Consider the following 14,445-nt stretch of genomic DNA (forward strand, 5'->3'; position numbering starts at 1 on the left):
CGCTAAGTCATCCTTAGCATTGCTAAGGCGAGCTTAGCAATGCTAAGGCAGCGGCGAAGGAGACGGCATGGACACCGTGATCGCAGCCGACGGGACTGACATCCACGTCTACGACCAGGGGCGCGGGCCGGCCATCCTGATCATCGGTCCCGGGTTGGACGACGGGACGCGGACCAAGAAGCTCGCCGCGATCCTCGCCCGGCGGTTTCGCGTCCTACGCCTGCACCGACGTCAGTACCGGCCGGACCTCAAGACCGGCGGCACAGCATGTTCGGTCTCCCAGGAGGTCGACGACGTTCTGGCGATCGCCCGCCAAGTCGGCCGGCCACTGATCATCTACGGCCACTCCTCCGGCGGGGTGGTCGCCCTCGAAGCCCTTGCGGCATCACCGTCGGCCTTCACCGGCGCGGTGATCTTCGAACCAGCCGCCGTGATCGACACACCATTGGCCGGCCGGGACAGCGAGGTCATCACGCACGCGCGGGCCGCGCTCGCCGCAGGCAAGCCGAGCAAGGCAATGGCGATCTTCTTCCGCCAGACCATCGGCCTACCGGCCTGGCAGGCATGGGCGGCAGCCGCTCTCACCGCCCTCATCTCGCGTTACCGCAGGCTGGTGCCGTGCCAGATCGATGATCTCGAAGCCATGGATCGGCTGGGTGTCCGCCTCGACGCGTACTCCCGGATCACCACGCCCACCGTGCTACTCAGCGGCGACCGCAGCACATCGCAGCAGACCGCGTCGTTGGACGCCATCGAGCGCGTTTTACGCCGGGCCGAACGTGTGGTGATGCACAAGCGGGATCACGGCGCTGACCTCAAAGCCCCCAAGACAGTCGCCGACATCATTCGGACACTCGCCGACAAGGTCCTGTAGGAACGCCTGCTGGTGCGGTCCGTGGCTTTGACGCGAAGCCTGCGGCCTCTCGTCACTCAGCTCACGGCTGCGGTGGGAGGGGGAGAGGAAAGGCGTACGCACCTATGGCGCTCGGTCTTGGGTAGCCAGGTGAGCCAGCGGAAGGAGTCACGGCGCCGAACCTGGCGCCGTGCCTGAGCCTGGAGCGCCAAAGCGCGTCGGATTGCCAGCCGGTTCGTCAGCAGTGGCGGGCGCGGGGGACGGCTGGGGGCGCGTGCTCTTCAAAGCGGCCACATATTCCGTCGGCGTAGCTGATCCGTTACAGTGGCGAGCGGTTGTTGCAGATCATGGAGTTGAAGAGCCATGGCCGCCGAGAATTTGGCCCCTGCGGGGGTCCTGCAATTCAATCCGGAGAGCTGGGTCAGCGCGGGAAAAGGGGCCCGGGAGGCCGCCGATGATCTCGCCCGGGGCGTGGACGCGTTCTGCCGGGCGATGGATGAGCGGCCCTTCGGTCAGGACGGTCTGGGCCGGGGGCTTTTCGAGGGCGATCCCGAGGCGGGCGTGCCGGGGTTCGCCCAAATACGTGACGAGCTGCTGAACGACCTGGTCGCGGCGGTGAACCTGCTACGCGGGATGGCGGCCGGGCTGGCTGTCACCGGGGACCGGTATGCCAGGGTCGAGGCGGCGAACGGTGGGATCCCGTGCGAGCAGCCGTGCCCGGGTTGGCTGAAGGATCCGGAGAAGTACAGGCCCGAGCTGGGCCCGGGCGGCCTTCCGACGACCACGCCGCCGCCTGGCTTCGTGAGCCAGGCGATCTGGTTCCTCGAATCCATAGGATGCGGCTCCGCGTGGCCGGATGGCGATCTCGACGGTGTGGTGCGGCTGCGGGATGCCGCGACGGCGATGGGACGCGTAGTCGGCGATGTTCAGGAGCAGATCGCCGATCAGTCCTGTCGTGCGGCCGGGTGCGGGCCGGCCACGGCCGCGTTCGGACGCGCCGCGCGGGTGGTGCACGGCGACCAGGGGCAGCTGGCGCGCCTGCGGCAGCAGTGCGAGCATCTCGCCGACTGCGCGCAGATCGCCTATGACGCGATTGTCAAGGCCAGATGGCGATTCGTGGCATCCGCGGCGTTCGTGGTGGCACTGATGCTCCTCGCAAAGCTACTGGCCCGCAGGCTCGGCCCCACCCTCGACGTCGTGGTGAAAAGGCTGCTCCGAGTGGAGGGCCAGGCACTACGGATCATCTTGCTGATCATCCGTCAGGCCGCGCTGGGCGCGATGTTCTCCGGCGGACTGGGCGTGATCGATCAGTTGTTCACCACCGGCACCGTCGATGCGGCGGAGCTCGTTCGGGACATGTCTCACGGAGCGCTCGCCGGCGGGTTGATGGCCGGTGCGCACGCCGCGCTGCCCCTGCTCCTGCGCCGAGGGGGACCCGCGCTCACTGGTCTGGCCCAGGCCATGGAGTCGGCCACATGGGAGCGGGCGTTCTCCCGGATCCTGGCCGGCGGGGCGGTGAGCACAACCGTGCTGGCGACCGCGGGATGGGCCAGCGGCGCCGACTGGGATTGGGAGCACGCTGCTCAGCTGGGATTCGGCATGGCCGTTCTCAGCACCGGCGCGGCACTCGCCGCCCGATCCTGGCCTGTCCCGAGCTATGCGAGCCTGGAGGGCAGAGGCTGGAAGCTTAGTCCGGCCAAGCGGTGGCATGACGTCAAGTGGGCTTTGGGGATTCTCGCTGTCACCGCTCCTGTGACCTCCCTTTTCGCGCTCGCGAAGTTCGTAGAGGACGGAAAGAACCCCTTCTTCCTGCAGAAACGGATTGGCCAGGGCGGCCACGAGTTCGACCTTCTCAAGGGCCGTACGATGAAGATAACCGACGGCAAGGACAGCAGCGGCGGCTCATCAGATTCGCGGCGTACGAAGGTCGGCGCAGTGTGGGCGAAGTCCACCCTCGACGAGATTGGTCAAATGGCCTACAACGTCCTCTACAAAGGAAACATGTCGGTCGTGGAAAACCGACCGCTATTGCTGGACGACAGACAGAGAACTATAAATGCTGTCGGTCCCGCCCTGGGCCCACGTTGGGACAAAGTGGATCTGATCGGAAAGCCCGGGTGGATCGGCCCGTTCGCCAACAAGACCGTGGAGCTCGGCCTCAAGCCGAAGACAGATGCATGGGACGTTCAACGAGGCTTCACCAGCTTCTGGTATGACAAACACGCGAGCCTGGAGCTGGATCGAAGTCTGCTTTGGGGTTTCATTTCCACTTACTGGAAGCGCATTTCCTAGCCTCGATCTTTCGTGCGCCCAGCAGAACAGGGAGGGGGAACCGCGACGTAGCGGCGATATTGTTTCCGTACGCCCGCCGTCGCCTTCCAGCGTGAGTGAGCCTTTCCGCGCAAGGGGTTGACGGCTGATGGCAGTCAGGTTATGCAGCCGCGGTCGGTGTACGAGGACAAGGGTGGCGATGGCGACCTGACTGTCGATCCAGCCGCTGAAACCGTGCAACGCAGGTGGCTCTGCCCGAGGCTCATCTCCGGGCCGATGTCTGGATCGGGTGGAGTGCCAGTATGCGCACCGTGTCGTGTTCGCCCGCCGAGATGGAAGTATGTCGGATCATGATCCAGAGTATCGAGGAGATCATCTTCGATGAGGAGTTGTCGGTCGCGGCGAAGGACGAGCGCGTCACGGCGTTGCTAGCCCCGGCCGGCACCGAGGGGATTGCCGCAGCGATCACCTGTCTCATGGAGACATCGGACAGTCGGGTCGCCGAGCATGTGGCGGCCTACCTCGAGATGATCCCGGGTGCGCAGGCGGAGAAGACCAGGGCAGCGGAACGGCTGCGTCGTACGGTTCCGCTCGCCCGATCAGCGGCCCGGCTCGTCCCGTGGCTGCCGGCCGCCACCCTGGACGCGTTCATCCAGGATTATCTGGCCGCCCCGGACCCAGATTCGCCATACTCCGCCGTCCTTTTCAATATTGGGATCTACTTCCCGGAACGCCTACGCCACTGCGCCGACCGGATCGACAGCCCGTCCATCAAGGAGAGCTTGCTGTCCGGTGCCGAGGACGACCTGGCCGACGCCCTGTTGGCCGAGTGGAAGAACGACGGCGACCTGGACCACCTGTGGGCACTGGCCCTCATCCGCACCGAACACGCCGCGGAACTCATCGCCTCGGTACGCGACGAGGTGCCGGACCTGGAGGACTGGGAATGGCTGATGCCGCTCGCGGGCCGACTACCCGACACCGGGAAAGCGGCCGGCTTCCACCCCGCGTTCATGGGGTTCGTCGCGGACAAAGGTGCGAGCAAGCACATCATGGGCGGCACGTACGCGCACCAGGTTCCCCTCTGCGCAGAGTGCGGGGCGCCGGCCGAACGCGTGCTCACTCTGTCGGCCGGCGACCTACCGCACAACCTGAGCCACGATCCATCGTTCTTCTGGTTCTCGTGCGACTGCGACGAAGTTGACGTAATCACCGTGCGGTTCACCGGACAGGGCACGAAGGTCTACTTCAACCCTCAAGGCCCCGCGGGCCGCGAGCCACGACTGATACCTGGCGAACGGTCCATGGTCCTCGAGCCCCACCCCAACCAGACGGGTGTCAGCAAGACTGCCATCCCCGGAAGCGTCACCAGGAACTCCCACCATCAGGTAGGCGGCCTACCGCGCTGGCCAACCCCCGAGACGCATCCCATCTGCCCTGAGTGCGGGAACTTCATGCCCTTCCTTGCCGCTGTCGACAGCGGCCCCACGCCCTTCGGTCCGGTGCAGTTTCCCTGGCTGCTCTTCGGTTTCTGGTGCGACGGCTGCGCCGTCTCCACCACCCGGACCCAGACGTGATCGCAACAGCACATTGAGCCGTCCCGCGCAAAACTGGCTGACCGCCGTCGTAGCACGGTGATCTCCGTTGCGAGAGCCGTCCGGAAGCCTCAACGGCGGCGGGCGCGGGAGGCGGCGGCGTGGGCGCGGTTGGCGCAGCGGGTGGAGCAGAACTGGCGCTTGCCCGGACGGCTGTGGTCCACGAAGGCGTCCTTGCAGGGATCGGCCGCGCAGAGGCGGAGCCGGTCCCAGTCGCCCGAGGCGGCGATGTCGAGCAGCTCCGCGACGGATCGCACGGCCAGCCGTTCGGCCAGGGTGGCTCCTGCAGACGCGCTGAGCCGTTGCCGCGGCACCCCGTCCGCTTCTTCCACGATCACCCGGATCGGAAGGTCGTCCGCCCACTGAGCCAAGGCGCGCGTTCGCTCCACCGGCTCGCAGGACAGCACCGCGCGCAATCGGCCCCGGACGGCACGAACCGCACGCAGGTCGTCACCGCCGGGCTCGCCGCACTCCCCCAGCTCGTGGCAGAAGCGGTGCAGGGCCTCCACATCCGGCAGGCGCTCGGGATCCGCCAGGTACTCGTCCCACGTGTTGGCCAGGTCGAGTGCCACGAGACCCGTCTCAACGAACTGGCGCATTCCGCCCGCCTCCTGTTACCGTCACGACTATGAGCATAATAACCCCTGACAGAGAGATCGTCGTCCTCGACGCGCCCTCCAACCTCGGCCTGCGCCCGCCCGCCCCTGACACCGTCCCCGGCTGCTACAAGGCCCCCTGGGCGCTGCGGAACACCGGTCTCGTCCAGCGCCTGGGCGCGGCCGACGCGGGCGCGCTCGTCCCGCCCCGCTACGTGGCTACCTGGACGCCGGGGAGCGGCGTGCGCAACGGACCCGCCATCGCCTCCTACGCCCGCAGGCTGGCCGACCGGGTGGGCGCCATCAGGGCGGAGGGCGGGTTCCCCGTGCTGCTCGGCGGGGACTGCTCGATCCTGCTCGGCCCGGCCCTCGACCTGCGCAGGAGCGGACGGTACGGGCTGGCGTACCTGGACGCGCACTCCGACTTCCGGCACCTCGGCAACTCCCCGCACGTCGGCTCCGCGGCCGGGGAGGACCTGGCCCTGGTCACCGGGCGGGGTGACGACTACCTGACGGACATCGACGGGCTGCGGCCGTACGTCAGGGACGAGGACGTGATCGTGCTGGGAGTGCGGGACGAGGAGGATCTCGACGACTTCTCGGACAGCGGCATCGCCTGCGTCCCCGGCAGGGACATCTCCCTCGACGACGCGAGCAAGGTGCTCCTGCGGGACGAACTCGACGGGTTCTGGATCCACGTGGACGCTGACGTGCTCGACCCGTCCGTGCTGTCCGCGGTCGACTCCCCCACGCCCGGCGGGCTCGACGCCGCGCAGCTCACCGAGCTGATCCGCGGCCTGGTGAAGCTCCCGGGAGCCGCGGGCCTGGAGGTGACGATCCTCGATCCCGACCTGGACGAGGACGGCAGCCAGGCCGCCCTGCTGGCGGACATCCTCGTGTCGGCGCTGACCTAACGGATCACGTAGCCGCTCGTGCTGGAGTGGCCGGTCTCATTCGTGGCGGTGATCGAGGTCCAGGGGCCCGAAGGAACGTACGGGGCCCACGCCGACTCCAGCCGCCCCTTCTCGTACCACTCCTGCTTGACCACCACCCCCTGCGGGTCGAAGCGGAGCGTGCCGCCGCGCAGGTTGTAGCCCTCGACGAGGACGCCGGGCCGCCCGTTCATCTCCTTCCGCGAGGCGCCGACGATGATCGGCTGCCGCCAGCCGTTCACGATGTCGTCGGCCAGCGACGGCGTGTCGTAGCGGGCCTGGCAGGTGAAGAAGGGGTCCCATCCGTAAGAGATGATCTTGGCGGCGTGCGTCCCGGCCGCCATCACCTGCTGGTCGATCCGGCTCTTCGTGGTACGCCCGCGCAGCGGCAACGGATCGACCCGCCCGCACTCCCCGTCCACGGGAGTCGGCTCGAACCCCTCCACGTTCACCCACAACTCCACCCCGGACGGCACCCGCCGCGCCGCCGCCTCGATGTAGTCGCGGGTGGCGCCGTAGTACGCCTGCGCGTTGCTCACGTCCCCGACGACCGGCACCAGGCGCGGCACCACCTTCGCCCCCGCCTCCTGGATCCCGTGGACCGGCACCTTCCCGGTCCCCCGCCCGTCCTGCACGGCGACGGCCATGGGCAGCCCCGCCCGGGTCGCCGCGATGTCGGCGAGCCCCTGCTCCACCTGCTCCGGGGGGAACCCGCGGCCTCTCCGGGCGTCGATGTACGGGCTGACCACGATCTTCTTCCCCGACAGGGTGGCCGCGACGACTTTGTGCTGGGCCGCGTACAGCTCGATGATCGGGTCCTTGGCCGACCGCGTCCGCATGGCCAGCTCGAACGACTGGTACACCCCGCCGAACGCGGAAGACCTCCCGAACCGCTCCCGGTAGTCGGCCAGCACCCGCGCGGTGAAGGCGGTCAGCGCGGCGGTGTGCGCGGTGTCGGGCTCCCACGGCTTGCCGGCCAGCTGCGGCGCGGCGGGCAGCCCGGGGAAGACGGTCATCCCGTACGCGGCCGCCTCGGTCATCAGGTTGCCGAGCCCGTCGCCGTCCGTGGCGATGAGCACGAGATCCTGTACGGGGTCCTGACAGGACCCGGCCAGCGAGACCCGGTAGAAGATCCGGCCCCGGCTCTCGATCCGCCGGTCCAGCCCCGGGCACCGCAGCAGCCCCTTCCCGAACTCCTCGCTGGTCACGTAGGTGTAGACGTGGCGGACCCCGGGGACCTCGGCGCACGGCCGCCCGTCCACGAGGCAGTCGGCGAAGTCGGGGTCCTCGCGGGCGCTGAACCGCGGGCCGAACGTGATCATCGTGTCGCCGCCGATCGCGTGGATCGCCTCGACCATGCGCCGCGTCACGCACGGATCGGCCCGGGGCATGACCCAGTAGCCGGTGACGGCGTACGGGGCGACGACTCTGGTGTCGCGTGACTGGCACGCCTCGATCTCGGGTTTGCCGGGCACGACCAGGCTCACCATGAAGGCGACCACCACGACGAGCCACAGGATGATCCGGTGCACCCACGCCCCTTCCACGCCACCACCAGCCTACGCATATGACCGGCGCTCAGGCCTCTTCGCGAGCGACGCGGGCCGAGTGCCACCCCCGGCGCGACCCACCGCTTCCTCACCACGGACAATGGCGAGCAGGGGGTAGATGTCGTGCGTATCGATCTCAGTGGCAAGACCGCGCTGGTCACCGGCTCGACTCAGGGCATCGGGGCGGCCATCGCCGAGGGGCTGGCGCTGGCGGGGGCCCACGTCGCGATCAACGGCCGCAGCGAAAGCACCGTCGCGATGGCCATCGAGCAGATAGAAGTCGGCGACCTGATCGCGGCACCCGGCGACGTGACCACGGACGAGGGCTGCGCGGCGGTGCTGCGCGCGCTGCCCCAGGTGGACATCCTCGTCAACAACCTGGGCATCTTCGGGGCCAAACCCGCGCTCGAGATCACCGACGACGAGTGGCGGCGCTACTTCGACGTCAACGTGCTGGCCGCGGTCCGGCTCACGCGCGCCTACCTGCCCGGCATGGTCGAGCGCGGCTGGGGCCGGATCCAGTACATCGCCAGCGACTCCGCCGTGGTCATCCCCATCGAGATGATCCATTACGGGATGACGAAGACCGCGCTGCTGGCCGTGTCCAGGGGGTTCGCCAAGGAGGCGGCGGGCAGCGGGGTGACGGTCAACTCGGTGATCGCGGGGCCGACGCGCACCGGGGGCGTCGAGAAGTTCGTGTACGAGCTCATGGGCACGGAACTGCCGTGGGAGGAGGCGCAGCGGGCGTTCATGCTCCAGCACCGTTCCCAGTCGTTGCTGCAGCGCCTGATCGAGCCCGAGGAGATCGCGAACATGGTCGTCTATCTCAGCTCGCCCTTCGCCTCCGCGACCACGGGGGCGGCGGTGCGGGTCGACGGCGGGTACGTGGACTCGATCATCCCCTGAAGGTTGGCTCGTGGCCCCCTCTGCCGGGGGATGTCGCCGGGCCGGGCCGCCGCGAGCCTGGGGGCATGATCTTACGAACGCTGCTCACGGCCGGCCTGCTGGCCGCGCCCGCACCCGCGTACGCGGCCGGGACCGCCGAGCGACCGGCCATCACCTGGCAGGACTGCCCGTCCTACTCCGACGACGTGCTGCGCTGGATGGGCCTCGACGACCAGCGGCTCCCCGAGTTCAGACGCCTGCTCGGCAGGACGGAGTGCGGCACGCTCACCGTCCCCCAGAACTACGCCGACCCCGGCGGAAAGCAGATCACCATCGCCCTGACCAGGCTCAGGGCCACCGACCGGGAACACCGCCTGGGCAGCCTGGCGGTCAACCCCGGAGGCCCGGGCGGCAGCGGCTACCTGATGCCGCTCCAACTCACCATGACCGACGCGAAGCTGAACGCCCGCTACGACCTGATCGGCTTCGACCCGCGCGGCGTCGGCTACAGCACGAAGGCCAAATGCTCCGGCGGCAGGCCGGGGCCGGCGCCGCCGGGACCCGTCAGCGAGGAGCTGGCCAGGCAGGTCTACGACCAGACGGTCAAGGACAACCAGGCCTGCGGCCGGTCGGACCCCGGCTTCATCGGCCGGCTCACGACCGCCAACGTGGCCCGCGACATCGACAGGATCCGCTCCGCGCTGGGCGAGGCGAAGATCAGCTTCCTCGGCGTCTCGTGGGGCACCTGGCTCGGCACGGTCCTGCGCAGCCTGTTCCCGGCCAAGGTGCACCGCATGTGGCTGGACAGCGTGGCGCTGCCCGTGCCGAGGATGGACGTCTTCACGGAGGTACGCGCCAGGGCCGCCGACCGCGACTTCCAGCGGATGGCCAGGTGGATCGCCGAGCGGGACGACGTGTACGGGTTCGGCAGCGCGAAGGGCCAGGTGGTGTCGGCGCTGACCGATCTGCGCAAGGCGTACGACGCCAAGCCAGTGACCTTCACCGACATCGGCCTCACCGTGGACGGCCGGATGATCGCGGAGGCGGCGGGCCAGCCGAGCCCCGCCTGGCCGGAGGTCGCCCAGGTGCTGAAGGAGCTGGTGGACGCGACCGGCCCCACCGCGCCCCCGACGATCAAGAAGCTGTTCGGCGACCGGCCGCCGCCCCCGCCCGCCGGCGTGCCCGAGCGGAACAACGGCACGGCGCGCGTCGCGTTCTTCTGCAACGAGGACCAGGGCGCGCGCACGTTCGACTCGGCCTGGAACGCCTACCGCGAGCGCCTCGAGCGCTATCCGGTGACCGGCGAGGCCACCTCGTTCTTCCCCATGTGCGCCGGGTGGCCGCTGCCCGTGCAGACCACGCGCCTGCGGCCCGGCGGCTCGCTGGTGCTGTCGGGGCACCTGCACGAGAGCCCGTCACCGTACGAGTGGACGCTGCAGACGAGGGCGGCCGTCGGCGGGCACGTGGTGACCGTCGACGACGACGTGCACGGCTCCGCGCTCGGGGTGCCGGGCTGCGTCACGAAGGTGGTCGACTACTTCGAGACCGGGCGGCTCACCGCCACCTGCCCCGGGGTGCCGGTGCCGACCTCGACCGAGCTCCCGGTCCGCACCCAGCTCAGTACGACTGCAACTCGATGAGGTTGCCCTCCGGGTCACGCAGATGCGCGGTACGCAGGGTCGGCGCCCAGTCGGGACGGTCCTGCGGCGGGGCGGCGACGGTGGCGCCGTGGCGGGCGAGGCAGGCGGCCGCCACGTCCACATCGTCCACCTTCATGACCAGCATTGCCCCGTCCTGAGCGGTCCGGGGCAGGTCAGCGGTGCCGACGGCCTCCGCGAGCCTGTCCCGGGCGAACAGCACCAGCCCGGCTTCCCCCTCGATGTCCCAGTTGGCGTAGCCGGGCAGGACCTTCACCGGCTCGACGCCGAGCAGTTCACGCAGCACTGCCTGGTAGAACGCGGCGCTGGCCGGGAAGTCGCGCACCAGCAGGCGTGGATAGAGAGCGTCCATCGGGGATCTCCTCGAAATTAGTGGGTGACTACCAATGATTGGTCACAACCTACACTTGGCCGACATGGACCTGCCACCCACCCTGCTCGCGACCACGACCTTCGTGCTGCACAAGGTCGGAGCCGGCAATCGCCGCACTCTCGCCGCCCGGCTGGCGGGCGAGACGGGGCTGAGCCTGTGGGAGTTCGCCGTGCTGGCCACGCTGGCCGACTTCGGGCCCGCCGCCCAGCGCGAGGTCGGCGACCGGCTCGGGCTCGACCCGAGCGACATGGTGCGGCTCATGGACGGCCTGATGGACGAGGGGCTGGCAGAGCGCGACCGCGACCCGGCCGACCGGCGGCGCTACCGGATCTCGCTGACTCCCGAGGGGCGCGACGCGCTGGAGCGGGCGCTGGCGGTGGTCGAGCGCGTGGAGCGGGAGACGCTGGCCCCGCTGACGGCGGACGAGCGGAAGCAGCTGCACGAGCTGGTGGCGAAGGTCTTCACCAACTGATCAGGACAGGCCACGCACGAGGGTGGTAATTAACCCAGCTGTCACAATCTTCACTCCTGCACCACATGCCCTCTTTGCACACAGTTGCAGATCATGTTAGATGGAGGCGAGCAGAGAGGACCGGCACAGTGACGCTGATTCTCGATGGCGTCTTCGTACGGCGGCGCGGGGAGACCTGGCTTGACGACGTTCGCCTGGAATTATCCGATGGAATGACCACCCTAATCGGCCCGATGACCGCCGGAAAGACGACATTGATGCGCGTCGTCGCCGGATTGTTACCACCGGATTCGGGCCGCGTCCTTGTCAACGGAAAAGACGTCACCGACATTTCTGTGCGAAAACGCTCGGTCGGCTTCGTCTACCAGCAATTCATCAATTACCCGTCGCTGACCGTCTACGAGAACATCGCCTCTCCCCTCCGGCTCGACCCGGGGTTCCGCCGTGACGGGATCGACCGGCGGGTGCGCGAGGTGGCCGAGCTCATGGGCATCGCGGCGTTCCTCGACCGCAGGCCCGCCGAGCTGTCGGGCGGCCAGCAGCAGCGCACCGCCATCGCCCGGGCGCTGGCCCGCCCCGTGGACGTGCTGCTCCTCGACGAGCCCCTGGCCAACCTCGACTTCAAGCTCCGCGAGCAGTTGCGCGCCGACCTGAAGACCATGTTCGCGGACTCCGCCGGCGTGGTCCTCTACTCCACCGCCGACCCGAACGAGGCGCTCACGTTCGCCGCGCCGACCGTGGTCCTGGGCGAAGGCAGGGTCCAGCACGTCGGCGACGTGGCCGAGATGTACGCCCACCCGCCCACGCTCGCCGTCGCCGCCACGCTCAGCGACCCGCCGCTCAACCTGCTGCCCGGCGTCGTGCGCGACGGCAGGATCGAATGCCTCGGCACGTCGTTCCCCGCGCCCCGCGCGCACGCGTCCGGGCGCGACGTCATGCTCGGCATACGTCCCCACCAGGTCAGCATCGAACGGGGCGGCCCCGGCGCGCTGGAGCTGCCCGCCGAGATCAGGCTGGCCGAGGTGACGGGCAGCGCGACGTTCCTGCACCTGCTCCTGCAGGGGCAGGTCCACCTGGTCGCCCACCTGCCGGGCACCCAGCTCTTCACCCCTGGCGAGACCACGGTCGCGTACGTGGACCCGGCACACGTCTTCGTCTTCGACGAGGACGGCGGGCGCCTGCTCGCCACGAGCGCCGCGGAGGTCGACCTGCATGGCTGACATCCGGCTGGAAGGAGTGGGCCACAGCTACGACGGCGGCCAGACGTGGGCGCTCAAGCCGATGACCTGGACCTGGCAGAGCTCCAGGGCGTACGCGCTCCTGGGCCCGAGCGGCTGCGGCAAGACCACACTCCTGAACATCATCTCCGGCCTGATCACGCCCACGGTGGGCCGGATCTTCTTCGACGACCGCGACGTCACCGACGTGCCCACCGCGGGCCGCAACATCGCGCAGGTCTTCCAGTTCCCGGTCCTGTACGAGGAGATGTCGGTATACGACAACCTCGCCTTCCCCCTCCGTAACCGGAAATATCCGGCGAAGGAGATCGACGAGCGCGTCCGCCAGGTCTCGCGGCTCCTCGGCCTCGAGGACCTCCTCCGCCGCAGGTCACGCCGCCTGGACCCGGGCCGCCAGCAGATCGTCAGCCTGGGCCGCGGCCTGGTGCGCTCCCAGGTGGCGGCGGTGCTGCTGGACGAGCCGCTCACCGTGGTCGACCCGGCGCTGAAGTGGACGCTGCGCAGCAAGCTCAAGGAGATCCACCGCGACACGGGCCACACGCTGATCTACGTCACGCACGACCAGACCGAGGCGCTGACGTTCGCCGACGAGGTCGTGGTGGTCAACGACGGGGCGATCGTGCAGTCGGGCGAGCCGGCGGAGCTGTTCCTGTCGCCGGAGCACGAGTTCGTGGGGCACTTCATCGGCTCCCCCGGCATGAACATGCTGCCCGCCGAGATCGTCGACGGCGTCGTACGCGTCGGGCAGGCGGACGTGGGCCTGGCCGCGGGCGACCTGCCGCCCGGGCCGGTCAGGATCGGGGTGCGCCCCGAGTTCGTGCAGATCAGCGACGCCCGCAGCTCGCCGGGGGTGGCGGCCCGGGTGACCGGGATCGACCGCATGGGGGCCTACGACCTGGTGCACGCCCAGGTCGGCGAGCACAACGTGACCGCCAAGACCGAGGCGGGCTCGCCGTACGCGCCGGAGTCGGTGGAGTTCCTGCACTTCCCCGCGGAGCGCACGTTCCTGTTCCGCGACCAGGTCAGGTGCGGTTCGCTCGCGCCGCTGAACGGAAGGGGCACGACGTGACCGAGGTCCAGGAGGAGTCGCGGGCGGACCTGAAGCGGAAGAACAACCGGGCCTGGTGGCTGGTGCTGCCGGTGGTCGTGTCCGTGGCGTTCACGGCCGTGATTCCGCTGATGACCGTGGTCAACTTCTCCGTCCAGGACGTCTTCAGCCCCAGCGACCGCATCTTCGTCGGCCTGGAGTGGTTCCGCTCGATCGCGCGCGACCCCGAGGTGCGCTCGGCGTTCGTGCGCACGCTGCTGTTCTCGGCGCAGGTGCTGCTGCTGGAGATCCCCCTCGGAGTGGCGATCGCGGTGTCGATGCCGCGCCGCGGCGTATGGGTGTCGGTGGCGCTGGTGCTGGTGGCGCTGCCGCTGCTCATCCCGTGGAACGTGGTGGGCACGATCTGGCAGATTTTCGCCCGCGGCGACATCGGCCTGGGCGGCTGGACGATCAACAACGTCCTGGGCATCAACTTCAACTACACGCTGGACTCCACGGACGCCTGGGTCACGGTCCTGCTCATGGACGTCTGGCACTGGACGCCGCTGGTGGCGCTGCTGGCGTACGCCGGGCTGCGCTCGATCCCCGACCCGTACTTCCGGGCCGCGCAGATCGACGGCGCGTCCGCCTGGGCCACGTTCCGCCACATCCAGCTGCCCAGGCTGCGCGGGGTGCTGACGATCGCGATCCTGCTCAGGTTCATGGACAGCTTCATGATCTACACCGAGCCGTTCGTGGTGACGGGCGGCGGTCCGGGGAACGCGACGTCGTTCCTCAGCATCCTGCTGTCGAAGATCGCGGTCGGGCAGTTCGACCTGGGCCCGGCGGGCGCGTTCTCGCTGCTCTACTTCCTGTTCGTGCAGATCCTCTGCTACGTCTTCTTCACCGTGCTGACCAGGTCGGGGAGGTGACCCGATGGCTGCTTTGACCAGGGGCGCGGGGCGGCGGCTGCCCTGGGCGCGGACGGTCTTCTG

The 14,445-nt window shown here is 69.1% G+C and carries 13 protein-coding genes; 10 read left to right on the forward strand and 3 right to left on the reverse strand.

Annotated features, from left to right (window positions below; genetic code table 11):
• The first annotated feature begins 67 nt into the window (after window positions 1-67).
• The 3 genes from ACIBVN_RS31840 (at window position 68) to ACIBVN_RS31850 (ending at window position 4,701) form a co-directional block, all read left to right on the forward strand.
• Window positions 68-874 (forward strand): alpha/beta fold hydrolase, encoded by an 807-nt coding sequence (locus tag ACIBVN_RS31840; RefSeq protein ID WP_397142675.1) that lies wholly within the window; start codon window positions 68-70, stop codon window positions 872-874.
• A gap of 342 nt (window positions 875-1,216) precedes the next feature.
• On the forward strand, window positions 1,217-3,145 hold the full coding sequence (locus ACIBVN_RS31845; protein WP_397142677.1) for a sugar transferase: 1,929 nt from the start codon (window positions 1,217-1,219) through the stop codon (window positions 3,143-3,145).
• A gap of 281 nt (window positions 3,146-3,426) precedes the next feature.
• Window positions 3,427-4,701 carry a hypothetical protein gene (locus ACIBVN_RS31850; protein WP_397142679.1) on the forward strand — a complete coding sequence of 425 codons (1,275 nt, stop codon included), beginning with the start codon at window positions 3,427-3,429 and terminating at the stop codon, window positions 4,699-4,701.
• An 89-nt stretch (window positions 4,702-4,790) separates the two neighbouring features.
• Here the strand turns inward: ACIBVN_RS31850 and ACIBVN_RS31855 are convergent, their stop codons facing one another.
• Window positions 4,791-5,318, reverse strand: coding sequence for a CGNR zinc finger domain-containing protein (locus tag ACIBVN_RS31855; protein WP_397142681.1), 528 nt, complete (start codon window positions 5,316-5,318; stop codon window positions 4,791-4,793).
• Between the two features lie 29 nt (window positions 5,319-5,347).
• Here ACIBVN_RS31855 and ACIBVN_RS31860 point away from each other — a divergent pair, with 29 nt between their 5' ends.
• Window positions 5,348-6,229, forward strand: coding sequence for an arginase family protein (locus tag ACIBVN_RS31860; protein WP_397142683.1), 882 nt, complete (start codon window positions 5,348-5,350; stop codon window positions 6,227-6,229).
• On the opposite strand, the gene ACIBVN_RS31865 is transcribed toward ACIBVN_RS31860, so the two are convergent.
• Complete coding sequence (locus ACIBVN_RS31865) at window positions 6,226-7,779, reverse strand: DUF4434 domain-containing protein (RefSeq protein ID WP_397142685.1); 1,554 nt, start codon at window positions 7,777-7,779, stop codon at window positions 6,226-6,228. The two genes, ACIBVN_RS31860 and ACIBVN_RS31865, sit on opposite strands and share 4 nt — an antisense overlap.
• 141 nt (window positions 7,780-7,920) lie before the next feature.
• Between ACIBVN_RS31865 and ACIBVN_RS31870 the strand changes: the two genes are divergently transcribed.
• Both ACIBVN_RS31870 and ACIBVN_RS31875 read left to right on the forward strand, forming a co-directional pair.
• Window positions 7,921-8,703: an SDR family NAD(P)-dependent oxidoreductase gene (locus ACIBVN_RS31870; RefSeq protein WP_397142687.1), complete on the forward strand. Its 783-nt coding sequence runs from the start codon at window positions 7,921-7,923 to the stop codon at window positions 8,701-8,703.
• Between the two features lie 65 nt (window positions 8,704-8,768).
• On the forward strand, window positions 8,769-10,322 hold the full coding sequence (locus ACIBVN_RS31875; RefSeq protein ID WP_397142689.1) for an alpha/beta fold hydrolase: 1,554 nt from the start codon (window positions 8,769-8,771) through the stop codon (window positions 10,320-10,322).
• Here ACIBVN_RS31875 and ACIBVN_RS31880 read toward each other — a convergent pair.
• Window positions 10,300-10,692, reverse strand: a complete 393-nt coding sequence (locus ACIBVN_RS31880) for a VOC family protein (protein WP_397142691.1) — start codon at window positions 10,690-10,692, stop codon at window positions 10,300-10,302. The genes ACIBVN_RS31875 and ACIBVN_RS31880 overlap by 23 nt on opposite strands.
• A gap of 64 nt (window positions 10,693-10,756) precedes the next feature.
• Between ACIBVN_RS31880 and ACIBVN_RS31885 the strand changes: the two genes are divergently transcribed.
• The 4 genes from ACIBVN_RS31885 to ACIBVN_RS31900 all read left to right on the forward strand — a co-directional run bounded on the left by ACIBVN_RS31885 (window position 10,757) and on the right by ACIBVN_RS31900 (window position 14,382).
• The gene (locus ACIBVN_RS31885; RefSeq protein ID WP_397142693.1) at window positions 10,757-11,185 is read left to right on the forward strand and encodes a MarR family winged helix-turn-helix transcriptional regulator; all 429 of its coding nucleotides are present in this window, start codon (window positions 10,757-10,759) and stop codon (window positions 11,183-11,185) included.
• A 65-nt stretch (window positions 11,186-11,250) separates the two neighbouring features.
• On the forward strand, window positions 11,251-12,405 hold the full coding sequence (locus ACIBVN_RS31890) for an ABC transporter ATP-binding protein (RefSeq protein WP_397142695.1): 1,155 nt from the start codon (window positions 11,251-11,253) through the stop codon (window positions 12,403-12,405).
• Window positions 12,398-13,492, forward strand: coding sequence for an ABC transporter ATP-binding protein (locus ACIBVN_RS31895; RefSeq protein WP_397142697.1), 1,095 nt, complete (start codon window positions 12,398-12,400; stop codon window positions 13,490-13,492). The genes ACIBVN_RS31890 and ACIBVN_RS31895 overlap by 8 nt, the downstream gene beginning before the upstream one ends.
• Window positions 13,489-14,382: a carbohydrate ABC transporter permease gene (locus tag ACIBVN_RS31900; protein WP_397142699.1), complete on the forward strand. Its 894-nt coding sequence runs from the start codon at window positions 13,489-13,491 to the stop codon at window positions 14,380-14,382. Before ACIBVN_RS31895 ends, ACIBVN_RS31900 begins: the two co-directional genes overlap by 4 nt.
• Window positions 14,383-14,445 lie beyond the last annotated feature (63 nt).

This window comes from Nonomuraea sp. NPDC049400 (assembly GCF_044466425.1).
Classification (GTDB): domain Bacteria; phylum Actinomycetota; class Actinomycetes; order Streptosporangiales; family Streptosporangiaceae; genus Nonomuraea.

Excerpts from the sequence above, each read along its gene's own strand:
- ACIBVN_RS31890 (WP_397142695.1), top strand. The coding sequence starts at position 11,251 with ATGCCCTCTTTGCACACAGTTGCAGATCATGTTAGATGGAGGCGAGCA.
- ACIBVN_RS31845 (WP_397142677.1), top strand. The coding sequence starts at position 1,217 with ATGGCCGCCGAGAATTTGGCCCCTGCGGGGGTCCTGCAATTCAATCCG.
- ACIBVN_RS31875 (WP_397142689.1), top strand. The coding sequence starts at position 8,769 with ATGATCTTACGAACGCTGCTCACGGCCGGCCTGCTGGCCGCGCCCGCA.
- ACIBVN_RS31860 (WP_397142683.1), top strand. The coding sequence starts at position 5,348 with ATGAGCATAATAACCCCTGACAGAGAGATCGTCGTCCTCGACGCGCCC.
- ACIBVN_RS31880 (WP_397142691.1), bottom strand. The coding sequence starts at position 10,692 with ATGGACGCTCTCTATCCACGCCTGCTGGTGCGCGACTTCCCGGCCAGC.
- ACIBVN_RS31895 (WP_397142697.1), top strand. The coding sequence starts at position 12,398 with ATGGCTGACATCCGGCTGGAAGGAGTGGGCCACAGCTACGACGGCGGC.
- ACIBVN_RS31885 (WP_397142693.1), top strand. The coding sequence starts at position 10,757 with ATGGACCTGCCACCCACCCTGCTCGCGACCACGACCTTCGTGCTGCAC.
- ACIBVN_RS31855 (WP_397142681.1), bottom strand. The coding sequence starts at position 5,318 with ATGCGCCAGTTCGTTGAGACGGGTCTCGTGGCACTCGACCTGGCCAAC.
- ACIBVN_RS31840 (WP_397142675.1), top strand. The coding sequence starts at position 68 with ATGGACACCGTGATCGCAGCCGACGGGACTGACATCCACGTCTACGAC.
- ACIBVN_RS31850 (WP_397142679.1), top strand. The coding sequence starts at position 3,427 with ATGCGCACCGTGTCGTGTTCGCCCGCCGAGATGGAAGTATGTCGGATC.